23 protein-coding genes are annotated in these 25,900 nt (G+C 67.7%); 10 read left to right on the top strand and 13 right to left on the bottom strand.

What is annotated here, in order from left to right; all coding sequences use genetic code 11:
* Positions 1-111 precede the first annotated feature (111 nt).
* Positions 112-1,170, bottom strand: a complete 1,059-nt coding sequence (gene glcE, locus LPB260_RS06085) for a glycolate oxidase subunit GlcE (protein WP_208710078.1) — start codon at positions 1,168-1,170, stop codon at positions 112-114.
* Positions 1,171-1,175: 5 nt separating this feature from the next.
* Positions 1,176-2,675 (bottom strand): glycolate oxidase subunit GlcD, encoded by a 1,500-nt coding sequence (gene glcD / locus LPB260_RS06080; RefSeq protein WP_208707814.1) that lies wholly within the window; start codon positions 2,673-2,675, stop codon positions 1,176-1,178.
* A gap of 253 nt (positions 2,676-2,928) precedes the next feature.
* Here glcD and glcC point away from each other — a divergent pair, with 253 nt between their 5' ends.
* The 6 genes from glcC to LPB260_RS06050 all read left to right on the top strand — a co-directional run bounded on the left by glcC (position 2,929) and on the right by LPB260_RS06050 (position 9,024).
* Positions 2,929-3,702 (top strand): transcriptional regulator GlcC, encoded by a 774-nt coding sequence (gene glcC / locus LPB260_RS06075; protein ID WP_208707813.1) that lies wholly within the window; start codon positions 2,929-2,931, stop codon positions 3,700-3,702.
* Between the two features lie 101 nt (positions 3,703-3,803).
* A complete protein-coding gene (locus LPB260_RS06070) occupies positions 3,804-4,355 on the top strand; it encodes a chorismate lyase (RefSeq protein WP_208707812.1) in 552 nt (183 codons plus the stop codon).
* Between the two features lie 161 nt (positions 4,356-4,516).
* On the top strand, positions 4,517-5,407 hold the full coding sequence (gene ubiA / locus LPB260_RS06065; protein WP_208707811.1) for a 4-hydroxybenzoate octaprenyltransferase: 891 nt from the start codon (positions 4,517-4,519) through the stop codon (positions 5,405-5,407).
* Between the two features lie 133 nt (positions 5,408-5,540).
* Positions 5,541-6,230: a phosphate regulon transcriptional regulator PhoB gene (gene phoB, locus LPB260_RS06060; RefSeq protein ID WP_208707810.1), complete on the top strand. Its 690-nt coding sequence runs from the start codon at positions 5,541-5,543 to the stop codon at positions 6,228-6,230.
* A gap of 78 nt (positions 6,231-6,308) precedes the next feature.
* Complete coding sequence (phoR, locus tag LPB260_RS06055; protein WP_208707809.1) at positions 6,309-7,616, top strand: phosphate regulon sensor histidine kinase PhoR; 1,308 nt, start codon at positions 6,309-6,311, stop codon at positions 7,614-7,616.
* Positions 7,617-7,683: 67 nt separating this feature from the next.
* Entirely contained in the window at positions 7,684-9,024 is a 1,341-nt protein-coding gene (locus tag LPB260_RS06050) for a hemolysin family protein (RefSeq protein WP_208707808.1), read from the top strand.
* A 5-nt stretch (positions 9,025-9,029) separates the two neighbouring features.
* Here the strand turns inward: LPB260_RS06050 and LPB260_RS06045 are convergent, their stop codons facing one another.
* The 6 genes from LPB260_RS06045 to LPB260_RS06020 form a co-directional block, all read right to left on the bottom strand.
* A complete protein-coding gene (locus LPB260_RS06045; RefSeq protein ID WP_218281508.1) occupies positions 9,030-9,899 on the bottom strand; it encodes a DMT family transporter in 870 nt (289 codons plus the stop codon).
* A gap of 48 nt (positions 9,900-9,947) precedes the next feature.
* On the bottom strand, positions 9,948-10,736 hold the full coding sequence (locus LPB260_RS06040; RefSeq protein WP_208707807.1) for an aspartate/glutamate racemase family protein: 789 nt from the start codon (positions 10,734-10,736) through the stop codon (positions 9,948-9,950).
* A gap of 1 nt (position 10,737) precedes the next feature.
* On the bottom strand, positions 10,738-11,682 hold the full coding sequence (locus LPB260_RS06035; RefSeq protein WP_208707806.1) for a cyclodeaminase: 945 nt from the start codon (positions 11,680-11,682) through the stop codon (positions 10,738-10,740).
* Positions 11,669-12,664, bottom strand: a complete 996-nt coding sequence (eutB, locus tag LPB260_RS06030) for a hydroxyectoine utilization dehydratase EutB (RefSeq protein ID WP_208707805.1) — start codon at positions 12,662-12,664, stop codon at positions 11,669-11,671. Before eutB ends, LPB260_RS06035 begins: the two co-directional genes overlap by 14 nt.
* 69 nt (positions 12,665-12,733) lie before the next feature.
* Entirely contained in the window at positions 12,734-14,140 is a 1,407-nt protein-coding gene (locus LPB260_RS06025) for an aspartate aminotransferase family protein (protein ID WP_208707804.1), read from the bottom strand.
* A 54-nt stretch (positions 14,141-14,194) separates the two neighbouring features.
* Positions 14,195-15,667: an NAD-dependent succinate-semialdehyde dehydrogenase gene (locus LPB260_RS06020; protein ID WP_208707803.1), complete on the bottom strand. Its 1,473-nt coding sequence runs from the start codon at positions 15,665-15,667 to the stop codon at positions 14,195-14,197.
* 417 nt (positions 15,668-16,084) lie between these two features.
* Here LPB260_RS06020 and LPB260_RS06015 point away from each other — a divergent pair, with 417 nt between their 5' ends.
* Positions 16,085-17,227: a BCCT family transporter gene (locus LPB260_RS06015; protein ID WP_208707802.1), complete on the top strand. Its 1,143-nt coding sequence runs from the start codon at positions 16,085-16,087 to the stop codon at positions 17,225-17,227.
* Positions 17,228-17,263: 36 nt separating this feature from the next.
* On the opposite strand, the gene LPB260_RS06010 is transcribed toward LPB260_RS06015, so the two are convergent.
* From LPB260_RS06010 to doeA, 4 genes are all read right to left on the bottom strand, one after another.
* Positions 17,264-17,743 (bottom strand): Lrp/AsnC family transcriptional regulator, encoded by a 480-nt coding sequence (locus LPB260_RS06010; protein ID WP_208707801.1) that lies wholly within the window; start codon positions 17,741-17,743, stop codon positions 17,264-17,266.
* Between the two features lie 90 nt (positions 17,744-17,833).
* A complete protein-coding gene (dctP, locus tag LPB260_RS06005; RefSeq protein WP_208707800.1) occupies positions 17,834-18,874 on the bottom strand; it encodes a TRAP transporter substrate-binding protein DctP in 1,041 nt (346 codons plus the stop codon).
* A gap of 53 nt (positions 18,875-18,927) precedes the next feature.
* On the bottom strand, positions 18,928-19,986 hold the full coding sequence (gene doeB / locus LPB260_RS06000) for a N(2)-acetyl-L-2,4-diaminobutanoate deacetylase DoeB (RefSeq protein ID WP_208707799.1): 1,059 nt from the start codon (positions 19,984-19,986) through the stop codon (positions 18,928-18,930).
* A gap of 16 nt (positions 19,987-20,002) precedes the next feature.
* Entirely contained in the window at positions 20,003-21,190 is a 1,188-nt protein-coding gene (gene doeA, locus LPB260_RS05995; protein WP_208707798.1) for an ectoine hydrolase DoeA, read from the bottom strand.
* 272 nt (positions 21,191-21,462) lie between these two features.
* On the opposite strand from doeA, the gene LPB260_RS05990 reads away from it, so the two are divergent.
* The 3 genes from LPB260_RS05990 (at position 21,463) to LPB260_RS05980 (ending at position 24,849) form a co-directional block, all read left to right on the top strand.
* On the top strand, positions 21,463-22,863 hold the full coding sequence (locus LPB260_RS05990) for a PLP-dependent aminotransferase family protein (RefSeq protein WP_208707797.1): 1,401 nt from the start codon (positions 21,463-21,465) through the stop codon (positions 22,861-22,863).
* Between the two features lie 154 nt (positions 22,864-23,017).
* Positions 23,018-23,554 (top strand): TRAP transporter small permease, encoded by a 537-nt coding sequence (locus LPB260_RS05985; RefSeq protein WP_208707796.1) that lies wholly within the window; start codon positions 23,018-23,020, stop codon positions 23,552-23,554.
* A 17-nt stretch (positions 23,555-23,571) separates the two neighbouring features.
* Entirely contained in the window at positions 23,572-24,849 is a 1,278-nt protein-coding gene (locus tag LPB260_RS05980) for a TRAP transporter large permease (RefSeq protein WP_208710072.1), read from the top strand.
* A gap of 70 nt (positions 24,850-24,919) precedes the next feature.
* Here the strand turns inward: LPB260_RS05980 and LPB260_RS05975 are convergent, their stop codons facing one another.
* Complete coding sequence (locus tag LPB260_RS05975; RefSeq protein ID WP_208707795.1) at positions 24,920-25,816, bottom strand: peptidoglycan DD-metalloendopeptidase family protein; 897 nt, start codon at positions 25,814-25,816, stop codon at positions 24,920-24,922.
* Positions 25,817-25,900: the final 84 nt, after the last annotated feature.

The raw sequence follows: 25,900 nt of genomic DNA, 5'->3' as shown, positions 1-25,900 counted from the left end.
CGCAATTCGTCGTTGTTCGTCGTTCATTTGGAGTAACCAAATTTCTCTCCTCACGCCTAGCCTTGCGCCTTTCGGAGCGGCGGCGCGGCTGCCATTTACTGTGAGCACGACCTACACCTCGGAGTACATGCGGCCAGGGTTGAACAGCCCCTGGGGATCGAGCTGGGCTTTCAGCTGGCGGTGGTAGCGCAGCAACGGCGCGGCCAGCGGCTGGAAGGGGGTGTCGCAGTGACCGGCGCTGAAGCAGCTGGCGTGGCCACCGACCTCGCCGACGATCTGCCGGATCGCCGCGGCATCGGCGTCGGACTTCAGCCAGCGCTGGGCACCGCCCCAGTCGATCAGCTGCTCGCCGGGCAGGGCCAGCACGCCGCTGTTGCTCGGCACGGACAGGCGCCACAGCGGCCGTGGATCGGCGAAGAAACCCAGGCGCTGCTCGCGCAGGTCGGCCCAGTAGTCGCTTTCCAGCAGCTCGCCGCCGAGGCGCTCGCGGGCCGCGGCCACCGAGCCCTCGCCGCCTTCCAGGCGCAGGTGCAGGGCCTGGCCGTCATGGCTGGCGGCACTCAGCGGGATCGGCTGCTGGCCCCATTCGGCGAGCTTCTGCAGGGCCTGGGCGGCGTCCATCTGCAGGCGCAGGCTGAGGGTCTGGCGCGGCTTGGGCAGCACCTTGAGCGACACCTCGGTGATAACCCCGAGGCAGCCGAAGCTGCCGGCCATCAGGCGCGACAGATCGTAGCCGGCGACGTTCTTCATCACCTCGCCGCCGAAGCGCAGGTGCTTGCCCAGGCCGGTGATCACCCGGGTGCCCAGGACCAGGTCACGCACCGCCCCGGACCAGGGCCGGCGCGGGCCGGACAGGCCGGCGGCGACCATGCCGCCGACCGTGGCGCCCTCAGTGAAATGCGGGGCCTCGCAGGTGAGCATCTGCCCGGCCTCGTCCAGCGCCGCTTCCAGTTCGGCCAGCGGTGTGCCGGCGCGGGCGGTGATCACCAGCTCGGTTGGGTCGTAGCTGACGATGCCGCGGTGGGCACGGGTGTCGAGCACCTCGGCGTCCACCTGGCGGCCGAGAAAGGCCTTGCTGTTGCCCCCCTGGATGCGCAGCGCGGTGCCGCTGTCGAGGGCGTGGTTGACTTGTTCCAGCAGCGCCGCACTGGCGTCTGCGTCGTGACGCATGACCATTAGAAACGCTCCAGTTCGGGGAAAGGCAGCTGACCGTGATGCACATGCATGGCGCCGAACTCGGCGCAGCGGTGCAGGGTCGGGATGTTCTTGCCGGGGTTGAGCAGGCCGCTCGGGTCGAAGGCCGCCTTCACCGCGTGGAACAGGGTCAGCTCGTCGCTGTTGAACTGGGCGCACATCTGGTTGATCTTCTCGCGGCCCACGCCGTGTTCGCCGGTGATGCTGCCGCCGACCTTGACGCAGAGTTCGAGGATCTTGCCGCCCAGGGCCTCGGCGCGCTCCAGTTCGCCGGGCTGGTTGGCATCGAAGAGGATCAGCGGATGCATGTTGCCGTCGCCGGCGTGGAACACGTTGGCCACGCGCAGGCCGAACTCCTCGGACAGCTCGCCGATGCCCTTGAGCACGCCGGGCAGTTCGCGGCGCGGGATGGTGCCGTCCATGCAGTAGTAGTCCGGCGAGATGCGCCCGACCGCCGGGAAGGCGTTCTTGCGCCCGGCCCAGAACTTGACCCGCTCGGCTTCGTCGCGGGCCAGGCGCACCTCGGTGGCGCCGGCCTGCTTGAGCACCGCCTCGACCCGCGCGCAGTCGTCCTCCACGTCGGCTTCGACGCCGTCCAGCTCGCACAGCAGGATGGCTTCGGCCTCCACCGGGTAGCCGGCGCGGATAAAGTCTTCGGCGGCGCGAATCGCCAGGTTGTCCATCATCTCCAGGCCGCCGGGGATGATGCCGGCGGCGATGATGTCGCCCACGGCGCGGCCGGCCTTTTCCACCGAGTCGAAGGCCGCCAGCAGCACCTTGGCCACCTGCGGCTTGGGCAGCAGCTTGACCGTGACCTCGGTGACGATGCCGAGCATGCCCTCGGAGCCAGTGAACAGCGCCAGCAGGTCGAAGCCGGGCGAGTCCAGGGCATCGCTGCCCAGGGTCATGCGCTCGCCCTCGACCGTGAGGATCTCCACCTTGAGCAGGTTGTGCACGGTCAGGCCGTATTTCAGGCAGTGCACGCCGCCGGCGTTCTCGGCGACGTTGCCGCCGATCGAGCAGGCGATCTGCGAGGACGGGTCGGGGGCGTAGTACAGGTCATAGGGCGCGGCGGCCTGGGAAATCGCCAGGTTGCGCACGCCGGGCTGGACCCGGGCGAAACGTCCTGCGGGATTGACCTCGAGGATCTGCTTGAAGCGCGCCATCACCAGCAGGATGCCCTGTTCCAGCGGCAGCGCGCCGCCGGACAGGCCGGTGCCGGCGCCACGCGCCACCACCGGCACCTGGCGCTGGTGGCAGAGCTTGAGCAGACTCTCCACCTGCTCGACGCGCTCGGGCAGCACCACCAGCATGGGGGTGGTGCGGTAGGCCGACAGGCCGTCGCACTCGTAGGGTTTGAGGTCCTCCTGGGTATGCAGGATTTCCAGGCCCGGCAGGCGCGCCTGCAGCTCGCCCAGCAACGCGGACTTGTCGACTTTGGGCAGCGCGCCGTCGACGCGCTCGTCGTACAAAATGCTCATGGCAGTCTCAATCAGGCAGCGTCATTGTTCTAGGCGGCCCGGGCGCCAGCACCCGGACCGCGATGTGGCGCCAATCTTTAGGCCCGGCGGGCGTCGGCGTCCATCGCGGCAAACACTGGTACGACCAGTTTTTTTCGCAGACTTGAACTGACTGAGCAGCGACAGACCTTATGGATACTGGCTTTCAGGTTTATAGTGATCGGCCTGTGGATATCTCTTTCCAACTGGTCCTACCAGCACAGCGAGGTTGCCCATGAGCGAACCCACCTCCCCCGCCCGCCGCCAGGTCAGCGACGTGGTCGCCGAGCGCATCGAGCGCCTGATCGTCGACGGCGTGCTCAAGGTCGGCCAGCCGCTGCCCTCGGAACGCCGCCTGTGCGAGAAGCTGGGCATCTCCCGTTCGGCCCTGCGCGAGGGCCTCAAGGTGCTGCGCGGCCGCGGCATCATCGAGACCGCCCAGGGCCGCGATTCACGGGTCGCCTCGCTGAGCGGGCCGCGCGACGCCAGCCCGTTGATGAGCCTGTTCAGTTCGCAGCCGCGCACCCTCTACGACCTGCTGGAGGTACGCGCGCTGCTCGAGGCCGAATCGGCGCGCCTGGCGGCCCTGCGCGGCACCGATGCCGACTTCGTCCTGCTGACCCGGCGCTACGAGGAGATGCTCGCCGCCCACGACCACGCCGATGGCGTCGAGCCGCGGGAGCACGCGCGCCTCGACCACGCCTTCCACCTGGCCATCTGCGAGGCCTCGCACAACCCGGTGCTGCTGCACACCCTGCAGTCGCTCACCGACCTGATGCTCAGCACGGTGTTCGCCTCGGTGAACAACCTCTACCACCGGCCCATGCAGAAGCGTCAGATCGACCGCCAGCACGCGCGCCTGTACCACGCGGTGATCGAACGCCTGCCGGAGCAGGCCCAGCGCGCCGCCCGCGAGCACATCCACGGCATCCGCGACAACCTGCGCGACATCGAGCAGGAGGAGCAGCGCCTGGTGCGCGCGACCATGCGCCTGGAGGGCTGGAACTAGGGCAAGCGGCCGCGCCGCCCTGCACCGAGGATGGTTCGGCGTCAACCGGCGGCGGAGGCCGTGCTAGACTCGCGCGCTGGTGATTTGCCCCGAGCCCGTCCGTGTCCCACGCCTCCCTTGCCCACCCGCCGCGCTGGTACAGCGCCGGCCAGTTGCATCCGGCGCCCGTCGCCGGGGTGCGCGACTGGCTGTTCAACCAGGACTCGCTGACCCGCCGCCTGACCGCCCTGGCCGACGGCCAGTTCAGCGTCACCCCGCTGGTCGAAGGCTGGCAGCGCCTGCGCAACGACGAATGCGCCGCCCTCGGGGTGGCCGACGCCAGCCTCGGCTGGGTGCGTGAAGTCTTCCTGCGCGGCCACGGCCAGCCCTGGGTGTTCGCCCGCAGCGTGGCCGCGCGCAGCGCCCTGGAAGGCTCCGGCCTGGCCCTCGACCAGCTCGGCAGCCGCTCGCTCGGCGAACTGCTGTTCAGCGACCGCGCCTTCGACCGCGGCGCGCTGCAGGCCTGCCACTACCCGGCCCCCTGGCTGCCCAGCGAGGTGCGCGCCGAACGCCTGTGGGCGCGGCGCTCCTGCTTCAGCCGCGGCGCCCTCGGCGTGTTGGTGGCCGAGGTGTTCCTGCCGGCGTTCTGGCCGGCGGCGGGAATCGATGCCTAGGCTGGGTGGCCACCCCATGGAAAACCGCGCAGCGTTTTCCACCGAGTCCTCTCACCCCGCACCTCACCATCGAGCCTGTAGCGCTGGATGAGCAGAGCCTCATCCACCCTACGCTTCGATCATCCGTATAATCCGCGGCAGCCCGCACGGAGACGCGCCCGATGTATACCCGCCTGCTGAAATTCTTCGATCGCCTGCACCCCCGCGCCTGGGACTTCATCCAGCTGATGCGCCTGGACAAGCCGATCGGCATCTACCTGCTGCTGTGGCCGACGCTGTGGGCGCTGTGGGTGGCGGCCGAGGGCGTGCCGAGCGCGAAGAACCTGTTCATCTTCGTCACCGGGGTGATCCTGATGCGCGCCGCCGGCTGCGTGATCAACGACTACGCCGACCGCGACTTCGACGGCCACGTCGCCCGCACCCGCGCGCGCCCGCTGGCCAGCGGGCGGATTCAGCCGCGCGAAGCCCTGCTGCTGTTCGCCGTGCTGGTGGCGGCGGCCTTCGTGCTGGTGCTGCTGACCAACGCCGCGACCATCTGGCTGTCCTTCGGCGGCCTGGCCCTGGCCGCCTGCTACCCCTTCATGAAGCGCTACACCTTCTACCCCCAGGTGGTGCTGGGCGCGGCCTTCTCCTGGGGCATGCCGATGGCCTTCACCGCCGAGACCGGTGGCGTGCCGCCGGAGGCCTGGCTGCTGTATATCGCCAACCTGCTGTGGACCGTGGCCTACGACACCTACTACGCCATGGCCGACCGCGACGACGACCTGAAGATCGGGGTGAAATCCACCGCCATCCTGTTCGGCGACGCCGATCGCCTGATCATCGCCAGCCTGCAGGGCCTGGCGCTGGTGTGCCTGCTGCTGGCGGCGGCACGCTTCAAACTGGGCCTGTACTTCCACCTCGGCCTGCTGGTCGCCGCCGGCTGCTTCGCCTGGGAGTACCACAAGACCCGCAACCGCAAGCCCATGGCCTGCTTCAACGCCTTCCTGCACAACCACTGGGCCGGCCTGGCGATCTTCCTCGGCCTGGTCGCCGACTACGCCCTGCGCTGAGCCCCCGCCCGCGGCGCGGCGGCCGGGGCGCCGGCGGCGCGGTGTAGACTGGCTCCATGCGGCTGTCACATAGCTGCAATAATTCCGTTATCTAATGCGGCGCTAGACAGTTCAACGAGCCGAGGCGGGACCCATGGTTGGCAAAAACATCCTGATCGTCGATGACGAAGCACCGATCCGCGAGATGATCGCGGTGGCCCTGGAGATGGCCGGATACGAGTGCCTGGAAGCGGAGAATACCCAGCAGGCCCACGCCATGATCGTCGACCGCAAGCCCGACCTGATCCTCCTCGACTGGATGCTCCCCGGCACCAGCGGCATCGAGCTGGCCCGGCGCCTCAAGCGCGACGAGCTGACCGGCGACATCCCGATCATCATGCTCACCGCCAAGGGCGAAGAGGACAACAAGATCCAGGGCCTGGAAGTCGGCGCCGACGACTACATCACCAAGCCGTTCTCGCCGCGCGAGCTGGTCGCCCGTCTCAAGGCCGTGCTGCGCCGCGCCGGCCCCAGCGACAGCGAGGGGCCGATCGAGGTCGGCGGCCTGCTGCTCGATCCGGTCAGCCACCGCGTGACCATCGACGGCAAGCCGGCCGAGATGGGCCCCACCGAATACCGCCTGCTGCAGTTCTTCATGACCCACCAGGAGCGCGCCTATACCCGCGGCCAGCTGCTCGACCAGGTCTGGGGCGGCAACGTCTACGTCGAGGAGCGCACCGTCGACGTGCATATCCGCCGGCTGCGCAAGGCCCTCGGCGAGGCCTACGAAAGTCTGGTGCAGACCGTGCGCGGCACCGGCTATCGTTTCTCCACCAAGAGCTAGCAGCCAGACCTTTTGGGTTAGGCTACCCGGCCCGTATCAGCGGATGGCTGTAAGGATCGATTGGCGGATGACTTTCACGTGAACCAAAACTGGCATGGCGCCCTGACGCGCCGCCTGGTGCTGCTGCTCGGCGCCTGCCTGCTGCTGGGCCTGGTCACCGGCCAGACCGCCTGGGTGCTGGTGCTCGGCCTGGCCAGCTACCTGGCCTGGACCCTCAGCCAGCTGCTGCGCCTGCACAAGTGGCTGCGCGAGCACAAGCCGGACGAGCCGCCGCCGGACGGCTACGGCCTGTGGGGCGAGGTGTTCGACAGCATCTACCACCTGCAACGGCGCAACGAGAAGGCCCGCGGCCGCCTGCAGGCGGTCATCGACCGCGTGCAGGAATCCACCGCGGCGCTCAAGGACGCGGTGATCATGCTCGACCGCGACGGCAACCTGGAGTGGTGGAACCGCGCCGCGGAGACCCTGCTTGGCCTGCAGACCCCGCAGGACAGCGGCCAGTCGATCAGCAACCTGGTGCGCGACCCGCGCTTCAAGGAATACTTCGAGCGCGAGAACTACCGCGAGCCGCTGGACCTGCCCTCGCCGGTCAACAGCCGCCTGCGCCTGCAGATCCAGATCACCCAGTACGGCAACAACGAGCACCTGATGCTGGTGCGCGACGTCACCCGCCTGCATCAGCTGGAACAGATGCGCAAGGATTTCGTCGCCAACGTCTCCCACGAGCTGCGCACCCCGCTGACGGTCATCACCGGCTACCTGGAAACCCTGCTGGACAACGCCGAGGCGCTCGGCCCGCGCTGGCTGCGTGCGCTGCAGCAGATGCAGCAACAGGGCGCGCGCATGCAGACCCTGCTCAACGACCTGCTGCTGCTGGCCAAGCTGGAGGCCACCAACTACCCCACCGACAACCAGCCGGTGGCGGTCGACCTGCTGCTGCTGTCGATCAGCAACGACGCCCAGGCGCTGTCCGGCGAGCGCGGCCATCGCATCAGCCTGGACGCCGACCCGCACCTCAAGCTCAAGGGCAGCGAGGCGGAGCTGCGCAGCGCCTTCTCCAACCTGGTGTTCAACGCGGTGAAGTACACCCCGGACGCCGGCGACATCCACATCCGCTGGTGGGCCGACGAACAGGGCGCGCACCTGATGGTGCGCGACAACGGGCCGGGCATCGAGGCCAAGCACCTGCCGCGCCTGACCGAGCGCTTCTACCGGGTCGACGCCAGCCGCGCCAGCAACACCGGCGGCACCGGCCTCGGCCTGGCCATCGTCAAGCACGTGTTGCTGCGCCATCGCGGACGCCTGGACATCAGCAGCACCCTGGGCAAGGGCAGCGCCTTCACCTGCCATTTCGCCAGCGCCCAGGTGGTCCAGCGGAGCAACTAGCGTCGGCGCTTGCAAAGCCCGGCGACAACCCCCACCCTTTAGCGGTCTCTGGTCAACCGAACCCTTTATGGACCCCTCCTCTAGTTACTCCGCCGCTGCCTATTTCGCCGATTTCGGCCTTGTTCTATTCGCCCTCTTCCTCGTCCTGCTCAACGGCTTCTTCGTCGCCGCGGAGTTCGCCATCGTTCGCCTGCGCGCCACCAAGGTCGAATCCCTGGCCGAGCAGCACGGCTGGCGCGGGCACATCCTGCGCACCGTGCACGAGCAGATGGACGCCTACCTGTCGGCCTGCCAGCTGGGCATCACCCTGGCGTCCCTGGGCCTGGGCTGGGTCGGCGAGCCGGCCTTCGCCCACCTGCTCGAACCGCTGCTCGGCGCCATCGGCATCGAGTCGCCGAAGCTGGTCAGCGGCATCGCCTTCTTCAGCGCCTTCGCGATCATTTCCTACCTGCACATCGTGGTCGGCGAACTGGCGCCCAAGTCCTGGGCGATCCGCAAGCCCGAACTGCTGTCGCTGTGGACCGCCGGGCCGCTGTACCTGTTCTACTGGCTGATGTACCCGGCGATCTTCCTGCTCAACGCCAGCGCCAACGCCATCCTGCGCATCGCCGGCCAGGGCGAACCGGGGCCGCACCACGAGCACCACTACAGCCGCGACGAACTCAAGCTGATCCTGCATTCGAGCCGCGCCCGCGACCCCGGCGACCAGGGCATGCGCGTGCTGGCCTCGGCGGTGGAGCTGGGCGAGCTGGAGGTGGTGGACTGGGCCAACTCCCGCGAGGACCTGATCTCCCTCGAGCTGAACGCGCCCCTGGAGGAGGTGTTCAGCGTGTTCCGCCGGCACAAGTACAGCCGCTACCCGGTGTACGACACCGAGGCCGAGGACTTCGTCGGCGTGCTGCACATCAAGGACCTGCTGCTGCACCTGTCGCTGCTGGAGATGCTGCCCTCGGCGCTGAAGATCTCCGAGCTGATGCACCCGATCGAACGGGTCACCCGGCACCTGCCGCTGTCCAGCCTGCTCGAGCAGTTCCGCCAGGGCGGCGCGCATTTCGCCCTGGTCGAGGAGGCCGACGGCAAGGTGATCGGCTACCTGACCATGGAGGACGTGCTCGAGGCCCTGGTCGGCGACATCCAGGACGAACACCGCAAGGCCGAGCGCGGCATCCTCGCCTACCAGCCGGGCAAGCTGCTGGTGCGCGGCGACACGCCGCTGTTCAAGGTCGAGCGCCTGCTCGGGGTCAACCTCGACCATGTCGAGGCGGAAACCCTGGCTGGGCTGGTCTACGAGACCCTCAAGCGGGTACCGGAGGAAGAAGAGGTGCTGGAGGTCGAGGGCCTGCGCATCATCGTCAAGAAGATGAAGGGGCCGAAGATCCTCCTGGCCAAGGTGCTGCGCCTGGACTGACCCGCTCAGCCGGCCTGGGCCGCCGGCCCGCGGCGCCAGCCCAGCAGGCTGTGGCCGCACAGGGTGAGGAAGATCAGGCCGCCGCCGAGCAGCACCTGGCTGCTCGGCGCCTCGCCCAGCAGCCACCAGACCCACAGCGGCCCCAGCACCACCTCCAGCAACAGCAGCAGGCCCACCTCGGTGCCACTGATCCAGCGCGGTCCGAGCTGGATCAGCATGAAGGCCAACGGCAGCAGCACCCCCGCCATGAAGGCCAGGCCGGCCCACTGCGGCACGCTCAGCTCCGGGCTGCCGCCGATCAGGAAACCCAGCAGCGACACCAGCAGGGCGCCGGGAAGCAGCGCCGGACTCATGTCCACCGTCGGGCGGCTGCGCGCCAGGGTGAAGTTGCCGGCCAGCAGGGTGGCGGCCGCCAGGGCCCAGGCGTTGCCGACCAGGCTGTTGCCCGGCGCCTCGTCGGCGACGATCAGCAGCACCCCGCCGACGCAGATCAGGATCGCCAGCAGGGTGCGCAGCGCCAGGCGTTCGCCGAGGAACAGCCAGGCCAGGGCCGCGGCGATCAGCGGGGCGATGCTGAGGATCAGCAGGGTATTGGCCGCCCCGGCCAGGGTGATGGCCTGGACGAAGCCGATGGTGCTGCCGCAGTAACACAGCCCGCAGCCCAGGCCGACCCAGCCGCAACGGCGGACGGCGGCCGGCAGCCCGCCACGGTAGCGCCAGGCCAGCAGCAGGCCCAGGCCGATGGCCATGAGCAGGCCGCGCCAGGCCAGGACCTGCATGGCATCGGCGGCCAGCCAGCGCAACACTAGGGCGTCCGGGGACAGCACCAGCACCCCGAACGCGGTCAACAGCAAGCCCTTCTGTCTGTCCTGCACCTCAGACTCCCCGCTGCAGCACGCTGGCCGGGCGCGTGCGTGCGCCCTTCAAGCCAACGCGTAGCTGTCGGTCAGCAAGGTACCGAAACCCTGGGGCCGGTGCACGCAGCCGGCCAGTTGCAGGGCATGCCAGAACATCGCCTGGTTGCTGGAGATCACCGGCAGGCCCAGGCTGCGCTCCAGTTCAGCGAGCATGCCCAGGGTGCGCAGGTTGGTGCAGGAGAGGAACAGCGCGTCGACCCGCTGGCCGATCAGCAGCTCGCGCGCCGCCTGCTCGATGGCCGCCTCGGGAATCCGCGGGATCTCGGCATCCTCCAGCACGCCGAAGGTGCCGAAGGCCGCCACCTCGTGGCCGGCCTGCTGCAGGCCCTGGTAGATCGGGTAGTTGACCTCGCCGATATAGGGCGTGAGCACCGCGATGCGCCGCGCGTCGAGGCCGCGCAGGGCCGCCTTGACCGCGCTCCAGGGGTTGGTCACCGGCACGCCGGGGTGCGCCTGGTTGAGCAGCCGGGTCACCTCCTGTTCACCGATCAGCATGCTCCCCGAGGTGCAGCCGAAGGCCAGCACGTCCAGGGGCATGCCCGGCACCAGCAACGCGCTGGACTGGCTCAGGCCCTGGGCCAGGCCGCGCAGCCCGTCCGGGGTCACGGTCGGGCTGCAGGGGGTGCGGGTGCTGTACAGCTCGACCCGCTCGCCGAGCAGCTGGCGCCACTCGTTCTCCAGGGTGAAATCACTGGCCAGCTGCACCAGGCCGATGCGCACGTGGCCGTCATCGCAGGCGCGCACGTGCTCGAAGGTCTGCTGCAGGGCCTGGAACTCGGCGAAGGACTGGATCATCTCAGGCCTCCTCGAGCAGGCGCGCGGCGTAGTTGGCGATGGCGGTGTCCTGCACCCCGGTGCCGGTCAGGTCGCACACGGTGATCTGCTCGGCGCCGCTGCGCGCCTTGCGCCCCGCGGCGATCAGGCTGCCCAGCTCGAACACCTCGCGCTCCAGGGCCGGGGCGTGGTGCAGCTCGCCGAGGGCGCGGGACTGGCTGAGGCGATCGACCACCACGACATCGGCGCTGGCCAGGATGGTCGGCTCCAGCTCGTTCTTGTGCGGGTTGTCCGAGCCCATGGCGGTGACGTGCACGCCCTTGGGCAGGTCGCTCCAGCGCAGCACCGGCTCGCGGGCCGGGGTGGTGGTGACCACGATGTCGGCCTCGGCGCAGGCCGCGGCGGCGCTGTCGTGCACCGCCACCGCCAGGCCGTACTGCTCGCGCAGGCGCGCGGCATAGGCCTCGGCCTTGCTGCGGTCGCGGGCGTGCACATGCACCTCGCGGATGTCACGCACCAGGCGCAGGGCCGCGACCTGCAGCTCGGCCTGCAGGCCGGCGCCGATCACCGCGACGCGCTGGGCGTCCTCGCGGGCCAGGTGCTTGGCGGCGATGGCGCCGGCCAGGGCGGTGCGGATGTCGGTCAGGTAGCCCTCGTCGAACAGCACCGCATCGACCAGCCCGGTCTTGGCCGAGAACAGCAGCATCAGGCCGTTGAGGCTGGGCAGGCCGAGCTTGGGGTTGTCGAAGAAGCCGGGGCTGATCTTCACCGCGAAACGCGGCCAGCCGCGGATGTGCGCGGTCTTCACGTCGACCTCGCCGTTGCTCTCGGCGATGTTCATGCTGAGGATCGGCGGCATCGCCACCTCGTCGCGGCCGAGGGCGGCGAAACCGGCCTCGACGGCTTCCAGGGCGGCCGGGTCGAGCTTGACCCGCTCGGCGATCTGCTGGCGGTTATAGATTTTCATAAGGGCGTTCTCCGGCCAGGCGGCAGGCCTCGGCAAAGGTGGCGGTGGACAGGTTCTGGCCGCTGACCACGAACGCCACGCGGCGTCCGCTCAGGTCCAGCTGGTGCTGCTCGACGGCGGCCACGCCGACGGCGGCGGCGCCCTCGACCAGGAGTTTTTCTTCGCGCAGGAAATGCACCATGGCGCGGGCGATCTGCGCCTCGTCGACCCGGTAGCCGCGGTCCATGTAGCGCTGGGTCATGGCGAAGCTCCAGGCGTTGTCCAGACCGACGCCGCCGCCCAGGCTGTCGGCCAGCGACGCCACCTCGGGCACCTGCACCGGATGGCCGGCGGCCAGGCTCTCGAGCATCGCCGCGCCCTCGTTCATGCTCACGCCGATCACCTCGGCCCGCGGGTTGATGCTCTTCACCGCCAGGCCGATGCCGGCGATCAGGCCGCCGCCGGACAGGCCGGCGAACAGCATGTCGATGTCCGGTTGCTCCTCCATGATCTCCAGGCCGCAGGTGCCCTGGCCGGCGATGACCAGCGGATCGTCGAACGGCGAGACATAGGCCAGGCCCTGCTCGTCGCGCAGGCGCCGCGCCTCGACGTCGGCCTCGTCCTGAATCTGCCCGTGGATCACCAGATCGGCGCCACTGCGGCGCAGGGCCTCGACCTTGTTCTCCGGCACCAGGCGCGAGATGCACACCTTGACCGGAATGCCCAGGTGCTGGCCGGCGTAGGCCAGGGCGCGACCGAAGTTGCCGGTGGACATGGTCACCACGCCGCGCTGGCGCTGCGCCGCATCCAGGCCGAGCAGGGCGTTGACCGCGCCGCGCAGCTTGAAGGCGCCGGTGGGCTGCAGGCAGTCGAGCTTGAGCCAGGCCTCGCAGTTCCAGCGCCGCGACAGCGATTCGGAACGCACCAGCGGGGTGCGCAGGGCCAGACCGGCGATGCGCTGGCGGGCCCGGTAGATGTCTTGCAGGGTCAGTTGCTCATTCATGTTCAAAGTCCAACCTGTGAACGCAAGCGGGGGCCACCGTCTCGATGCCCCCCGCGTTGACCTGGCCGGTTACTTGGCCTGCCAGGCGCCGCTGCTGATCAGCTTGTCGGTGACCTTGTTCACCGCCCGCTCGGCGCGGGCGACGATGTCATCGATCTCGCCACGGGTGACCACCAGCGGCGGGGCGAAGCCGAGGATGTCGCCGTGCGGCATGGCCCGGGCGATCAGGCCCTCTTCCAGGCAGGCCGCGGAGATCTGCGGGCCGACCTTGAGGTTCGGGTCGAAGTGCTGACGCTTGCTGCGGTCGCTGGAGAACTCCAGGGCCGCCAGCAGGCCGATGCCGCGCGCCTCGCCGACCAGCGGGTGGTTGCCGAAGGTCTCCTGCATGCGCTGCTGCAGGTAGGCGCCGGTGTCGCGGGCGTTGGCGGTGAGGTTCTCGCGCTCGATGATGTCCAGGTTGGCGATCGCCGAGGCGATGCCCATGGGGTGGCCGGAGTAGGTGTAGCCGTGGCCGATGGCGCCGTAGGTGTCGGTGCCCTGCTCCAGCACCTGCCACACGCGCTCGCCGACGATCACCCCGGACAGCGGCTGGTAGGCCGAGGTCAGGCCCTTGGCCACGGTGATCAGGTCCGGCTTCATCTCGTAGTACTGCGAGCCGAAGTCCACGCCCAGGCGGCCGAAACCGCAGACCACTTCGTCGGCGATCAGCAGGATGTCGTACTTGTCCAGCACCTTGCGGATCTCCGCCCAGTAGCCCTGCGGCGGCGGCACGATGCCGCCGGTGCCGAGCACCGGCTCGCCGATCATCGCCGCGACGGTGTCCGGGCCTTCGGCGAGGATCATCTCCTCGAGCTTCTGCGCGCAGTAGCGGGAGAACTCCAGCTCGCTCATGCCGTCGTCGGGGCGGCGGTAGTAGACCGGCGCGACGGTGTGCTTGATGCGCTCGAGCGGCAGGTCGAAGTGGGCGTGGAACACCGGCAGGCCGGTCATGGAGCCGGAGGCGATGCTCGAGCCGTGGTAGCCGCGGTCGCGGGAGATGACCTTCTTCTTCTCCTTACGGCCGAGGATGTTGTTGTAGTACCAGACCAGCTTGAGCTGGGTCTCGTTGGCGTCCGAACCGGACATGCCGTAGTAGACCTTGCTCATGCCCTGGCCGGCGAGCCTGACGATGCGCTCGGACAGGGTCGCCATGCCCTCGGTGGTGTGGCCGACATAGGTGTGGTAGTAGGCCAGCTGCTTGGCCTGCTCGTAGATCGCCTCGGCCATCTCGGTGCGGCCGTAGCCGATGTTCACGCAGTACAGGCCGGCGAAGCCGTCGATGAACTCGTTGCCCAGGGAATCCTGGATGCGGATGCCCTTGGCGCCGGTGACGATGCGCGCCGGGCTCTCGCCGTGGGCATGCTGCTTCAGGTGGGTGGAGGCGTGGAACACGTTCTGGCGGTCGATCTCGATGATCTTCTGGGTGTCGATGGTCATGGCATTGCCCTCGTTCGATTCGGTTTCGGGTGGCGTTCAGGCAGCTGAGCGCGATTAACTTCCGCTGGCGCTGGGCAGGTTGCCCAGGCAGTAGTACTTGATCTGGCTGTATTCATCGAGGCCGTGGCGCGAGCCCTCGCGGCCGAGGCCGGACTGCTTGACGCCGCCGAAGGGTACGGGCGGGCCGGTCATCTTCACCGAGTTGACGCTGACCATGCCGAACTCCAGGCCGCGCAGCAGGCGCCACACCTGGCGCATGTCGTAACCATAGACATAGGCGGCCAGGCCGTACTCGGTGTCGTTGGCCTGGGCGATCAGCTGCTCCAGGTCGTCCCAGGCCAGCACGCCGGCCACCGGGGCGAAGTTCTCCTCGCGGTAGACGCGCATGTCCGCGGTCACATCGGCCAGCAGGGTCGGCATGAAGTAGTTGCGCCCCGGCGCCTGGTCCTGTTCGCCGACCAGCAGGCGGGCGCCCTTGGCCACGGCGTCGTCCACCAGCTCCTGGGCCTTGGCCACCGCCTTGGCGTTGATCAGCGGGCCCTGGTTGACCCCGCGGATCAGGCCGTTGCCGACGGTCAGCTCGCCCATGCGCCGGGCGAAGGCGGCGAGGAACGGCTCATACAGCGAGCGATGCACGAAGATGCGGTTGGCCGCCAGGCAGTCCTGGCCGGTGGTCTGGAACTTGGCGTCGATCGCTGCCTGGGCGGCCTGCTCCACGTCCATGTCCGGCAGCACGATGAAGGGTGCGTTGCCGCCCAGCTCCATCGAGCACTTCTTCACCGTGGCCGCGGCCTGCTGCAGCAGCAGGCGGCCGACCCGGGTCGAGCCGGTGAAGGACAGCGCCTTGACCTTGTCGCTGGCGCAGAGCACCTGGGAGACCATTTCCGGCTCGCCGGTGATGACGTTGAACACCCCGGCGGGGAAGCCGGCACGCTCGGCCAGTTCGGCCAGGGCCAGGGCGGAGAACGGCGTCTCGCCGGCCGGCTTGACCAGCACAGTGCAGCCCACGGCCAGGGCCGCGGCGGCCTTGCGGGTGATCATCGCGCAGGGGAAGTTCCACGGGGTAATCAGCGCGGCGACGCCGATCGGCTCGCGTACGCTGCCCAGCTGGGCGTTGCGGATGTGGCTGGGGATGGTCTCGCCATAGGCGCGGCGCGCCTCCTCGGCGAACCAGCGGACAAAGGAAGCGGCGTAGTCGATCTCGCCGCGGGCCTCGTCCAGCGGCTTGCCCTGCTCCAGGGTCATCAGCCGGGCCAGGTCTTCCTTGTTCTCCAGCAGCAGGTCGTGCCACTTGCCGAGGATGGCGCCGCGCTCGTCCACCGAGCGGGCGCGCCAGGCCGGAAAGGCCGCCTCGGCGGCGTCGATGGCGGCGGCGACCTGATCCTGGTCGAGCAGGGTGCAGCGGCCGATGATTTCTTCGCTGGCCGGATCGATGACCGCCTCGTCGCGACCTTCGTTGCCGGCGACCCATTTGCCGTTGACGTAGGCCAGCTGGCGAACCAGGCGCGGATCTTTCAGTGTGTGCATGGACGGCGTCCCCTCTGCGGGCCCTGGCGCAGCGAGTGCGTGCTGCAGGGCGTGGTGCGTGTTTACGGCTTCCACTTTAGGGGGGATGGGCGCGCGGTTTTTTCTCTTAGCCGGGGCTGCGCGCCTGGTTTTTTTTCTTTGCCGGGCCCTGCAGACGATTTTTTTCGGCGCCGCCCAGGGCCCGGCGGTTTTGGCCGGATCGGGGCGCAGATTGGCTAGTACGCGGCTTTGGCCCGGGCGACGAGCCGGGATCACGACGCTTGGCGACGCCCTCGGGCATGCAGCGGTCGCTTTGACTGGCCAGGATGGTGCCGGCATCGACCACGCCAGGCGTGGTCGGGTGCGAGACGTCACTCCAACAAGAAATTGCCGCCGAGTCGAACGAGGGACCGCTCGCTCACGGCACATGAGGGCTCTATGAATCTGATTCTATCGGGGGCGATCATCGCCTTGCTTGCGGCCACCCTGCTGGTGCTGGTGCGTTGGGGCAACCTGCGTTGCACCGGCCCGGAGCCGGTGGGCCTGTTCACCTTCCTGGCCATCCTCTTCACCTCCGGCCTGGACATGGGCCTGATCATCTTCCCGCTGACCGAGTTCCCCACCTATGCCGAGGAGGCCCAGTACCAGTTCTCCAATCCCCTGGCGGTGGAGTTCGGTTTCTGGGGCTTCCTGATCTGGGCCTTCTACTTCATCACCACCTTCTATTTCTGCGTGGTCGAACCGCGGGTCAAGCTGTTCGAGCTGCGCCCGGTGAAGCTGGTCAACAACCTGGTGATCGTCTCCACCTGCGCCTTCACCGCCTACCTGTTCCTGGTCAACATCGCCTGGTACGCGCCGGAGCTGGGGGACACCCTGGCCTACCTGGTGGTGGTGGGGATCATCCTCGCGGCTGTCTATTCCAGCACCGACATCCGCTACCTGAAGATCCTCAGCGTCGGCTCGACCTGGCTGTTCTTCGCCCTGATTCTCGGCATGTGGTGGGCAGGCGATCTCGGCGTGGGCTACTTCGCCGACGCGGCGGCGAAGATCGGCAGCGGCTACTTCGCCGAGCTGCACGGCTTCATCCTGCCGCTGGGCGACTACCACGCCTTCTACCTGTTCTGGTGGTTCGCCTGGAGCGTGATGATCGGCCAGTTCGTCTCGCGCTTCGTCGGCGGCCTGCGCACCTGGCAGCTGCTGCTGGCGCTGCTGGTGATACCGTCGATTCCCCTGGCGATCTGGTTCTCCGTGCTCTACGGCTACTTCGACCTGGGCATCGAGGTCAGCCAGTTCTGGAAGCTGGCCATGCTCGGCGTCGGGGTGATCTTCGTGATCAACTCGGTCGACTCCCTGGTGCGCCTGTACACCGACAACCTCGGCATCACCGTGGCCAAGCTCGGCCATGGACGCTTTATCGCCCTGAACGTCGGCCTGCTCACCGCCCTGGTGCTGCTGTTCAAGTTCACCCCGTTCGAGATCCAGTGGGTGGGCCTGGTGGTCATCGGGCTCTATGCCGTGACCCTGGGGCTGCTGATCTACCGCCATCGCCCGGCGCTGCAGAGCATCGGCACCAGCCGCTGACCGCCCGGGGCCGGCAACCGGCCCTGCTCGCCGTGGTTAATCGCCGTCGCCGGACTCCAGCTCCAGCGGCGGCTCGGCGCATTTGATGGTCTTGGTGACGATGTAGGTGAAGTAGCGTTCGATGCCCAGGTCGGCCATCAGCCAGCGATCGACCAGGCGCTGGTACTGGTCGATGTCCTCGGCCATGACCTTGACGATGTAGTCGACGCCGCCGCCGGTGGCGTAGCACTCGGTCACCTGCGGGCAGTCCAGCATGGCCTTCTCGAAACGCGCGAAGGCCTCGCGGTTGTGCTGCTTGAGGGTGATCTCGACCATCACCGCCGCGCGCTTGAGGAGAATCTCGGTGTTCAACTGGGCGCCATAGCCGCGGATGATGCCGGCTTCCTCCAGGCGCTTGACCCGCTCCCAGCACGGGCTGACCGACAGGTTGATGGCCTCGGCCAGGCTGGACTTGGTGATGCGCCCGTTGTGCTGGAGGATGCGCAGTATCTTCAGGTCGTAACTGTCCAAACGCATAGAACCGCTCCGGCGCAGAACTGCCCTGCGCTCCAGGTATGACAAAGCCGGCGGGACAAGCCCCGCCGGCTCACGCTCGACTCGCGCGTCTTAGTACTTCTTTTCCAGCTCGGCGATCTCCGCCTCCAGCGCCTCGAGGGCAGCCCCGGCTTCCGGACCGGCCAGCTCCACCAGCTTGTCACGCATGGTCTGGCTGGCCTCGCGGAAGGCGGCCTGCTCTTCCTCGTTCAGGCGCACCAGCTGGATGCCCGGCTTGGCCTGCTGGATCTTCTCCAGGCGCTCCTGGTTGTACTTGGCCTGGGTCTCGAAGATATAGGGCGCCAACTCATCCACGGTCTCGTCGATGATCTTGCGCTGCGCCGCCGGCAGGCCCTGGTACCAGGATTCGTTGGACAGCACGGCGACGGTGAACTGCTGGTGGCCGGACCAGGTCAGCACATCGGTGACCTCGTAGAACTTCATCTCCTCGATGGCGAAGATCGGGTTCTCCTGGCCGTCGACCATCTTCAGTTGCAGGGCGCCGTAGACCTCGGAGTACGGCAGCGGGGTGGGCACCGCGCCGAACGACTTGTAGGCTTCGACCAGCATCGGCGAGGCCATCACGCGCATCTTCACGTTGGCGAAGTCGGCCGGCTTGCGCACCACCTTGTTGGTGGTCCAGACCATCTCGCCTTCCGGGTACATGCTCAGCAGGCGCAGGTTGCGGGTCTTCAGCTTGTCGGCCATGGGCCCGTAGATGGTCGGGCTTTCGGTCAGCAGCTCGAGGTTGACCTTGTTGTTCTGCGACAGCAGGTAGGGCACGGAGAACACCTGCATGCCCGGCGCGGTGGAGCCGAGGATGCCGGTGGAGCCGTGGGTGAATTGCAGGACGCCGTTGGCCACCAGCTCGGTGAGGTCTTCCGACTCGCCCAGGGCGCCGTACGGATAGACGGTGACGGTGATGTCGCCGCCGCTCTTCTCTTCCACCAGCTGCTTGAACTTCTGCGCGTAGGCGTCCTGCACGCTGCCGCTGATCTCCTCCAGGGCGAACTTCCACTCCTCGGCCGCCGTCGCCAGGCTCGCCTGACCCGCCAGGGCCAGGCCCATTGCCGCGGCCAGGGCCGCCTTCTTCAGTGTGCTGAACTTGCTCATGGTGAGGTCTCCGCTTGTTTTTCTAAGGAATTCGCGACTGAGCCCGCTTGTCTTCAGCCTTCGATTACGTCGGCGATCACCGCCAGGGTGTCGCCTATGTCCACCAGCGCGGGGAAACGCCGCGCCACCAGCATCCCGTCACGCTCGGCGCGGTATTCCACCGCCGGCGTGCCGGTACGCTCGAAGGCATGCACCCGCGCCACCAGGTCGCCGCGCCGCACCCGATCGCCCAGGCTCAGGGCCAGCTCGAGAATGCCGCGGTGCACGCTCTGCACGTAGCAGCTGGCGTCGGGCATATCCAGCTGCAGCGCCGGCTCGTCCGCCAGTTCCAGTTCGCCTTCGATGATTCCGGCGAACTTGAGGAAGTTGCGCACCCCACGGTCGGCCAGGGCCATGGTCTGCGGCGTACTGGTGCCGCCGCCGCGCAGCTCGGTGGTGACGAACACCTTGCCCTGGGCTTCCACGGCGGTGTCGTACAGTGAGGCCGCATCCAGCTCGAAGAGGATCATGCTGGCGGCGGTGCCGAACAGCCGGGCGCCCTCGATACACTTGGCTTCCTGCTCGGGGTCGGGCAGCCGGTGGGCCGCGGCGAAGGGCAGGATGTCCAGGGTCTTGCCACCGGAGTGGATATCCAAAGCGTAGTCACACAGCGGGATCAGGTAGCGCTGGAAGTAGTCGGCGATGCGCTCGGTCATGGCCCCGTGGGGGTTGCCGGGGAACGAGCGGTTCATGTTGCCCTTGTCGATCGGCGAGGTGCGACTGCCGTTCTGCACCGCCGGGTAGTTCATCGCCGGGACGATGATCACCCGGCCCTGGACGTCCTCGGCACGCAGCTCGCCGGCCAGCTTGAGCAACGCGGTGATGCCCTCGTACTCGTCGCCGTGGTTGCCGCCGGTGAGCAGCGCGGTGGGACCCGCGCCGTTCTTCACCACGGTGATGGGGATCATGATGCAGCCCCAGGCCGACTGGTCGTGGGAGTACGGCAGCTTGAGGAAGCCGTGCTGCACACCGTCGCGCTCGAAGTCGACGGTGCTGCTGATGGTGCTTTCGCCGACCTCGGCGATAGTCGAGAGACTGGTCGCCTGCAGGTCGGATTCGGGAGAAATATTCATCTGTGCTGCACTCATCTCAAGCCTTCACGAACAGTTGGCGCGGGAAGTCGCAAAGGGTTTCCACGCCGCTTTCGGTGATCAGGATGCTTTCGGTGGTCTCCAGCCCCCAGTCGTCCAGCCACAGGCCCGGCATGAAGTGGAAGGTCATGCCCGGTTGCAACACCGTGGTGTCGCTTTCGCGCAGGCTCATGGTGCGCTCGCCCCAATCCGGCGGGTAGCTCAGACCGATCGGGTAGCCGCAGCGGTTGTCGCCGCGGTCGTAGCCGTAACGGCGCAGGGTGCTGTTCAGTTCGCGGGCGATGTCGCCGCAGGTGTTGCCCGGCTTGGCCACCGCCAGACCGGCCTCGAGGCCGGCGTTGATCGCCTCCTCGGCCTTGCGGAACGCCGCCGAGGGCTCGCCCAGGTAGACGGTGCGCGACAGCGGGCAGTGGTAGCGCTTGTGACAGCCGGCGATCTCGAAGAAGGTGCCTTCGCCCTTCTTGAACGGCCGGTCGTCCCAGGTCAGGTGCGGCGCCGAGGCGTCCTTGCCCGACGGCAGCATGGGCACGATGGCCGGGTAGTCGCCGAACTTGCCGTCGTGACCGACGCAGGCGACCCGGTAGATCTCGCCGACCAGCACGTTCTTCGGCAGGCCCGGCTCGATCATCTCGATGATCGCCCGGTGCATGTTCTCGACGATACGCGCGGCGACGCGCATGTACTCGACTTCCTGCGTCGACTTGATCGCCCGGCACCAGTTGACCAGGCCGGTGGCGTCCACCAGCTGAGCCTTCGGCAGGCCCCGCTGCAGCGCCTGGTGCGAGGTGGCGCTGTAGTAGTAGTTGTCCATCTCCACGCCGATCACCCCGGCGGTCCAGCCCCGGGCCGGCAGCACCTGCTCGCACAGGTAGTCGAGGGCGTGGTGCGGCGGGTTCATCACATAGCGGTCGCTGTAGGAGGCGATGTCCTCCTCCGGCAGGTAGACGGTACGGCGGGCGCCGTTGGCGTCGATGCCGCGGCCGTACCACAGCGGATTGCCGCTCTGGCCGACCACCACGCACTGCGGTGTATAGAAGGACCAGCCGTCATAGCCGGTCAGCCAGGCCATGTTCGACGGGTCGTGGACGATCAGCGTGGCGATCCCCCGCTCGACCATGGCGGCGCGCACCTTGGCCAGTCGCTGGGCGTACTCTTCACGGCTGAAATTCAACGCGATTTCACTCATGACAGCATCTCGATAACGAACGCCGTGGCGTTCAGGCCTCTATCAGCCCGCCGGGCAACAACCGGGCGGACGACATCGCTGCAATGCGGGGCGGCCATGACAGCCCTTCCCCGCACCCTCCAGGAGCCATGCCGTTCCGGCACCGCGGTCAATCGACCACCCTGGAGAAATTGTACTGAAACCTGCTAAAGTGACCGCTACAAATACAGGTCAATAGCGTTCGAGACCCATATTATGATCATTACAATCATCGTCAAGGAATTTATTGTTCTATGACAATTGATCTGAAGCCCTTTATCCGTTCCGGCCAACCGAAATACCTGGCCATCGGCAACGCCCTGACCGAGGCGATCAACAGCGGCGCGCTGCTGCCCGGCAGCAAGCTGCCGACCCACCGCGAGCTGGCCGAGACCCTGGGCGTCAGCGTGCAGACGGTGAGCAACGCCTATGCCCATGCGGAGAAGCAGGGCGCCATCTACGCCCAGGTCGGCAGCGGCACCTTCGTGCGCAGCCGCCACGTCAGCCACGAGTCGGACTACCTGTCCACCGACGAGCACGAGGACCCGCACCGTGGCATCGACCTGTCCACCGCCCACCCGGTGTGCACCCAGCGCCACGTCAGGCTTTACCGCGAGGGCCTGGAGCGCCTGGCCCGGGAGGGGCGCGATGACTTCATCACCTCCTTCCACCCGACCCAGGGCCTGACCCAGCACCGCGAGGTGGTCTGCACCTGGCTGGCGCAGCAGAAGATGCCGGCCAATCCCGACCACATGCTGTTCTGCAACGGCGCCGCCCACGCCCTGACCATCGCCATGGCCACCGTGCTCAAGCCCGGCGACACGGTGCTGTGCGAGCGGGAGACCTGCATGCTGCTGCTGGCGCTGGCGCAGACCCTGCACTTCAACCTCAAGGGCATCGCCACCGACGACCAGGGCCTGCTCCCGGATGCGCTGGAGGCGGCCTGCAAGCAGGGCGGCGCGCGGGTGCTGTTCTGCACCCCGACCATGAACAACCCGACCACCGACACAATGGGCCTGGAGCGCCGCCAGGCGATCGCCGAACTGGCCCGCCGCTATGACCTGACCGTGGTCGAGGACGATGTCTACGGCGCCCTGCAACCGGACCGCCACCCGCCGCTGTCGGCGCTGATCCCGGAGCGCAGCTTCTACGCCACCAGCCTGACCAAGATCACCCTGCCGGGCATGCGTGCCGGCTACCTGATCACCCCGCCGCACCTGGTGCAGCAGGCCATCGGCCGCCTGCGCAGCACCACCTGGATGGCCACCCTGATGCCCTTCGAGATCGCCAGCTGGTGGATGCAGGACGGCACCCTGGAGCGCATGGTCGCCTTCCAGCAGCAGGAGTTCGCGGCGCGCCAGCAGATCGCCCGCGAGCTGCTCGACGGCTGCCGCTTCAGGGCCCATCCCAACGGCATGCACATCTGGGCCGAGCTGCCCTCCCACTGGCAGCCGGAGAAGTTCGCCCGCCGCGCACGCCAGGAAGGGGTGATGATCTTCCCCGCCGAACCCTTCCTGGCCACTGCCGACCGCAGCAACCAGCACGTGCGCATCAGCCTGGGCGCCGAGCAGAGCCGCTCGCGCCTGCAGGCCGGGCTGGCTACGCTCAATGGGCTGTTCGGCGAGACGCCGCCGCCCATGCACTTCGTGTTCTAAAACAGGGCAGAATCATTACATTTGCACAAATATGGCACACATGTACTGATTCAAATATTAATTGACATGATTTTTGACCGGGGATAAGGTCTGGCTTCCACAACAAGAACAATGTCCGTCGACTCGACGTCTCGACGACGGGCTGGAGGTGGCTATGTCTTGGTTGCACAAGTTGGATTGGTTGCTGGAGAAGCTCGAGGCTTTCATCCTCGCCAGCGCCATCCTGCTGATGGCGCTGAACTCGGTCGGCAACGTGTTCGGCCGCTACCTGTTCAACCAGAGCATCTATTTCTCCGAGGAGCTCAACCAGTTCCTCATCATCTTCGTCACCTTCGTCGGCTGCAGCTATGCCGCCCGGCATAGCCGGCACATCAGCATGAGCGCCTTCGTCGAGCAGCTGACCGGCAAGCCGGCCGCCGCCAGCCTGCTGCTGATCAACCTGCTCACCGCCGCACTGATGCTCTGGCTGACCTGGGCGGCGGTCGGCTACGTGGAGTCGGCCGCCCGCGTCGGCCGCGCCTCCTCGGCGCTGCAGATGCCGCTGCACTACATCTACCTGGTGATCCCCCTGGGGCTGGGCATGACCGGCCTGCAGTTCCTGCGCCACGCCTTCACCCAGTTGCTGGTCCTGCTCGGCCGGCGCGAGGCGCCGCCGCGCCACGTCGACACCCCCCTTCCGCCGCAACCCTGAGTGCCGTCGCCATGGATATGACCACCGCCCTGCTGCTCATCATGCTGGTCCTGCTGCTGGCCGGCTTCCCCATGATGACCACGCTGCTGGCCGCCGCCGCCGCCGGCTTCACGTTCTTCTTCACCATGGGCCCGGAGTTCATCATCCAGCAGATGATCGCCGGCATCCGCCCGGCCGCCCTGGTGGCGGTGCCGATGTTCATCCTCGCCGCCGACATCATCACCCGCGGCGCCACCGCCAATCGCCTGCTGGACGTGGCCATGGCCTTCGTCGGCCACGTGCGTGGCGGCATGGCGGTGACCACGGCGCTGAGCTGCGCGCTGTTCGGCGCCCTCTCCGGCTCGACCCAGGCCACGGTGGTCGGTGTCGGCAGCATCATGCGGCCGAAGATGCTGCAACAGGGCTACAAGGACAGCTTCGCCATCTCGCTGATCATCAACGCCTCGGACATCGCCCTGCTGATTCCGCCGAGCATCGGCATGATCATCTACGGCGTGGTGTCCGGCACCTCGGTGGCCGAGCTGTTCATCGCCGGCATCGGCCCGGGCCTGCTGCTGATGACCCTGCTGGCTGGCTACTGCTACATCTACGCGCGCGTCACCGGCATCCCCAGCGGCGAGAAGTTCAGCTGGATGGAGCGCCTGGTCACCTGCCGCCGCGCCATCCTCCCGCTGCTGTTGCCGGTGCTGACCATCGGCGGCATCTACTCCGGGGTGTTCAGCCCCACCGAGGCGGCCGCGGTATCGGTGCTCTACGCGCTGATTCTGGAGGTGCTGATCTACCGTCGGGTGAAGTTCGGCGATCTGTCGTCCATCGCCCTGTCCACCGGGTTGATCACCGCCGTGGTGTTCATCCTGGTGGCGGCCGGCTCGGCGTTCTCCTGGGTGATCTCCTTCGCCCAGATTCCCCAGGCGATCCTCAGCGGCATCGGCATCATGAGCGCCTCGCCGACCGAACTGCTGATCATCATCTCGATCGCCTTCTTCCTCGGCTGCATGTTCGTCGACCCGATCGTGGTGATGCTGATCCTGGTGCCGATCTTCGCCCCGGCGGTGCGCCTGTCCGGCCTCGACCCGGTGCTGGTCGGCACCATCATCACCCTGCAGGCGGCGATCGGCTCGGCCACGCCACCCTTCGGCTGCGACATCTTCACCGCCATCGCGGTCTTCCGCCGCCCCTACGTGGACGTGGTGCGCGGCAGCCTGCCGTTCTTCATCATCCTGCTGCTGATGTCGGTGCTGCTGATCATGTTCCCGCCGATCACCCTGTTCCTGCGCGACCTGGCGTTCCGCTAGCGCGGCTAGCAGCAGGCACAGGAAAACCCCGTTGCCGGCTCGAGCGCTATCGAGCCGGCAGCGGGGTTTTTCATTCGCCGCCGACGGCGAAGTTGGGCAGGCTGTCGACCGGCTGGGCGAAGCTGAACGGGATCGACTCCAGGGCCAGGCCGACATTGCGCTGCACCACGAAGTGCAGGTGCGGCCCGGTGCTGTTGCCGGTGTTGCCGGAGCGGGCGATCTGCTGGCCGGCATTCACCCGGACGCCTTCGTGGACCCTGACCGAGCCCTTCATCAGGTGCAGGTAGACGCCCATGGTGCCGTCGTCGTGGAGGATGCGCACGTAGTTGCCGGACGGGTTGTTGCCGCGCCCGCTCTGCTGGTTCTCGGTCTTCACCACCACGCCGCTGCGCGCCGCGACGATGGGCGTGCCCTCGGGCATGGCGATGTCCAGGGCATAGCGGCCCTTGGGCGTGAAGTGGCTGTACTTGCCGTTGGCGCCCTGGGTCAGGCGGAACGGCCCGCCGCGCCAGGGCAGCGGATAGCGCTGCTCGCTCGGCACCAGGCGCGGATCGCCGAGGGCGTAGCGCAGCTTGGGGGTGTAGCGCAGCGGCTGGCTGGCATCGCGCGGGGCCAGGGTGGCCAGGCGGATCTTGCTGCGCGGCGGCAGCACCCAGTTGATCGGCTCATCCGGCGCGCCGACGGCGTTGTCGACATCCACCAGCTTCAGCTCGACCTGCACCGGGGCATAGAGGTCGTTGCGCACCAGCAGGGTTTCGCCGGCGGCGTGCTTGCGGGTCTCCAGCTTCACCTGGTTGTCCAGGCGCTCGACCATGCGGTCGCGGAACACGAACACCTGGGCCCCCGGCGCGGCCTGGTCGGAATAGGTGACCACGCCGTTGGCATCGGTGTACTTGTAGATGGTCAAGGCCGCAACCTGGCCGGCTGCGGACAATAGACTGCAGAGTAGAATCAGACGCCCTAGCATAACGAACTCGGATCTTATGGCTTTTTGATATCCGGAGTTTGGAGACTAGCAGTCCCCCATCTGTGGCGCGAGGCGAGCGACTCG

The sequence above is a fragment of the Pseudomonas sp. LPB0260 genome (assembly GCF_013388395.1).
The sequence above is the reverse complement of the archived record's forward strand: the minus strand, read 5'-3'. Positions and strand labels throughout refer to the sequence as shown.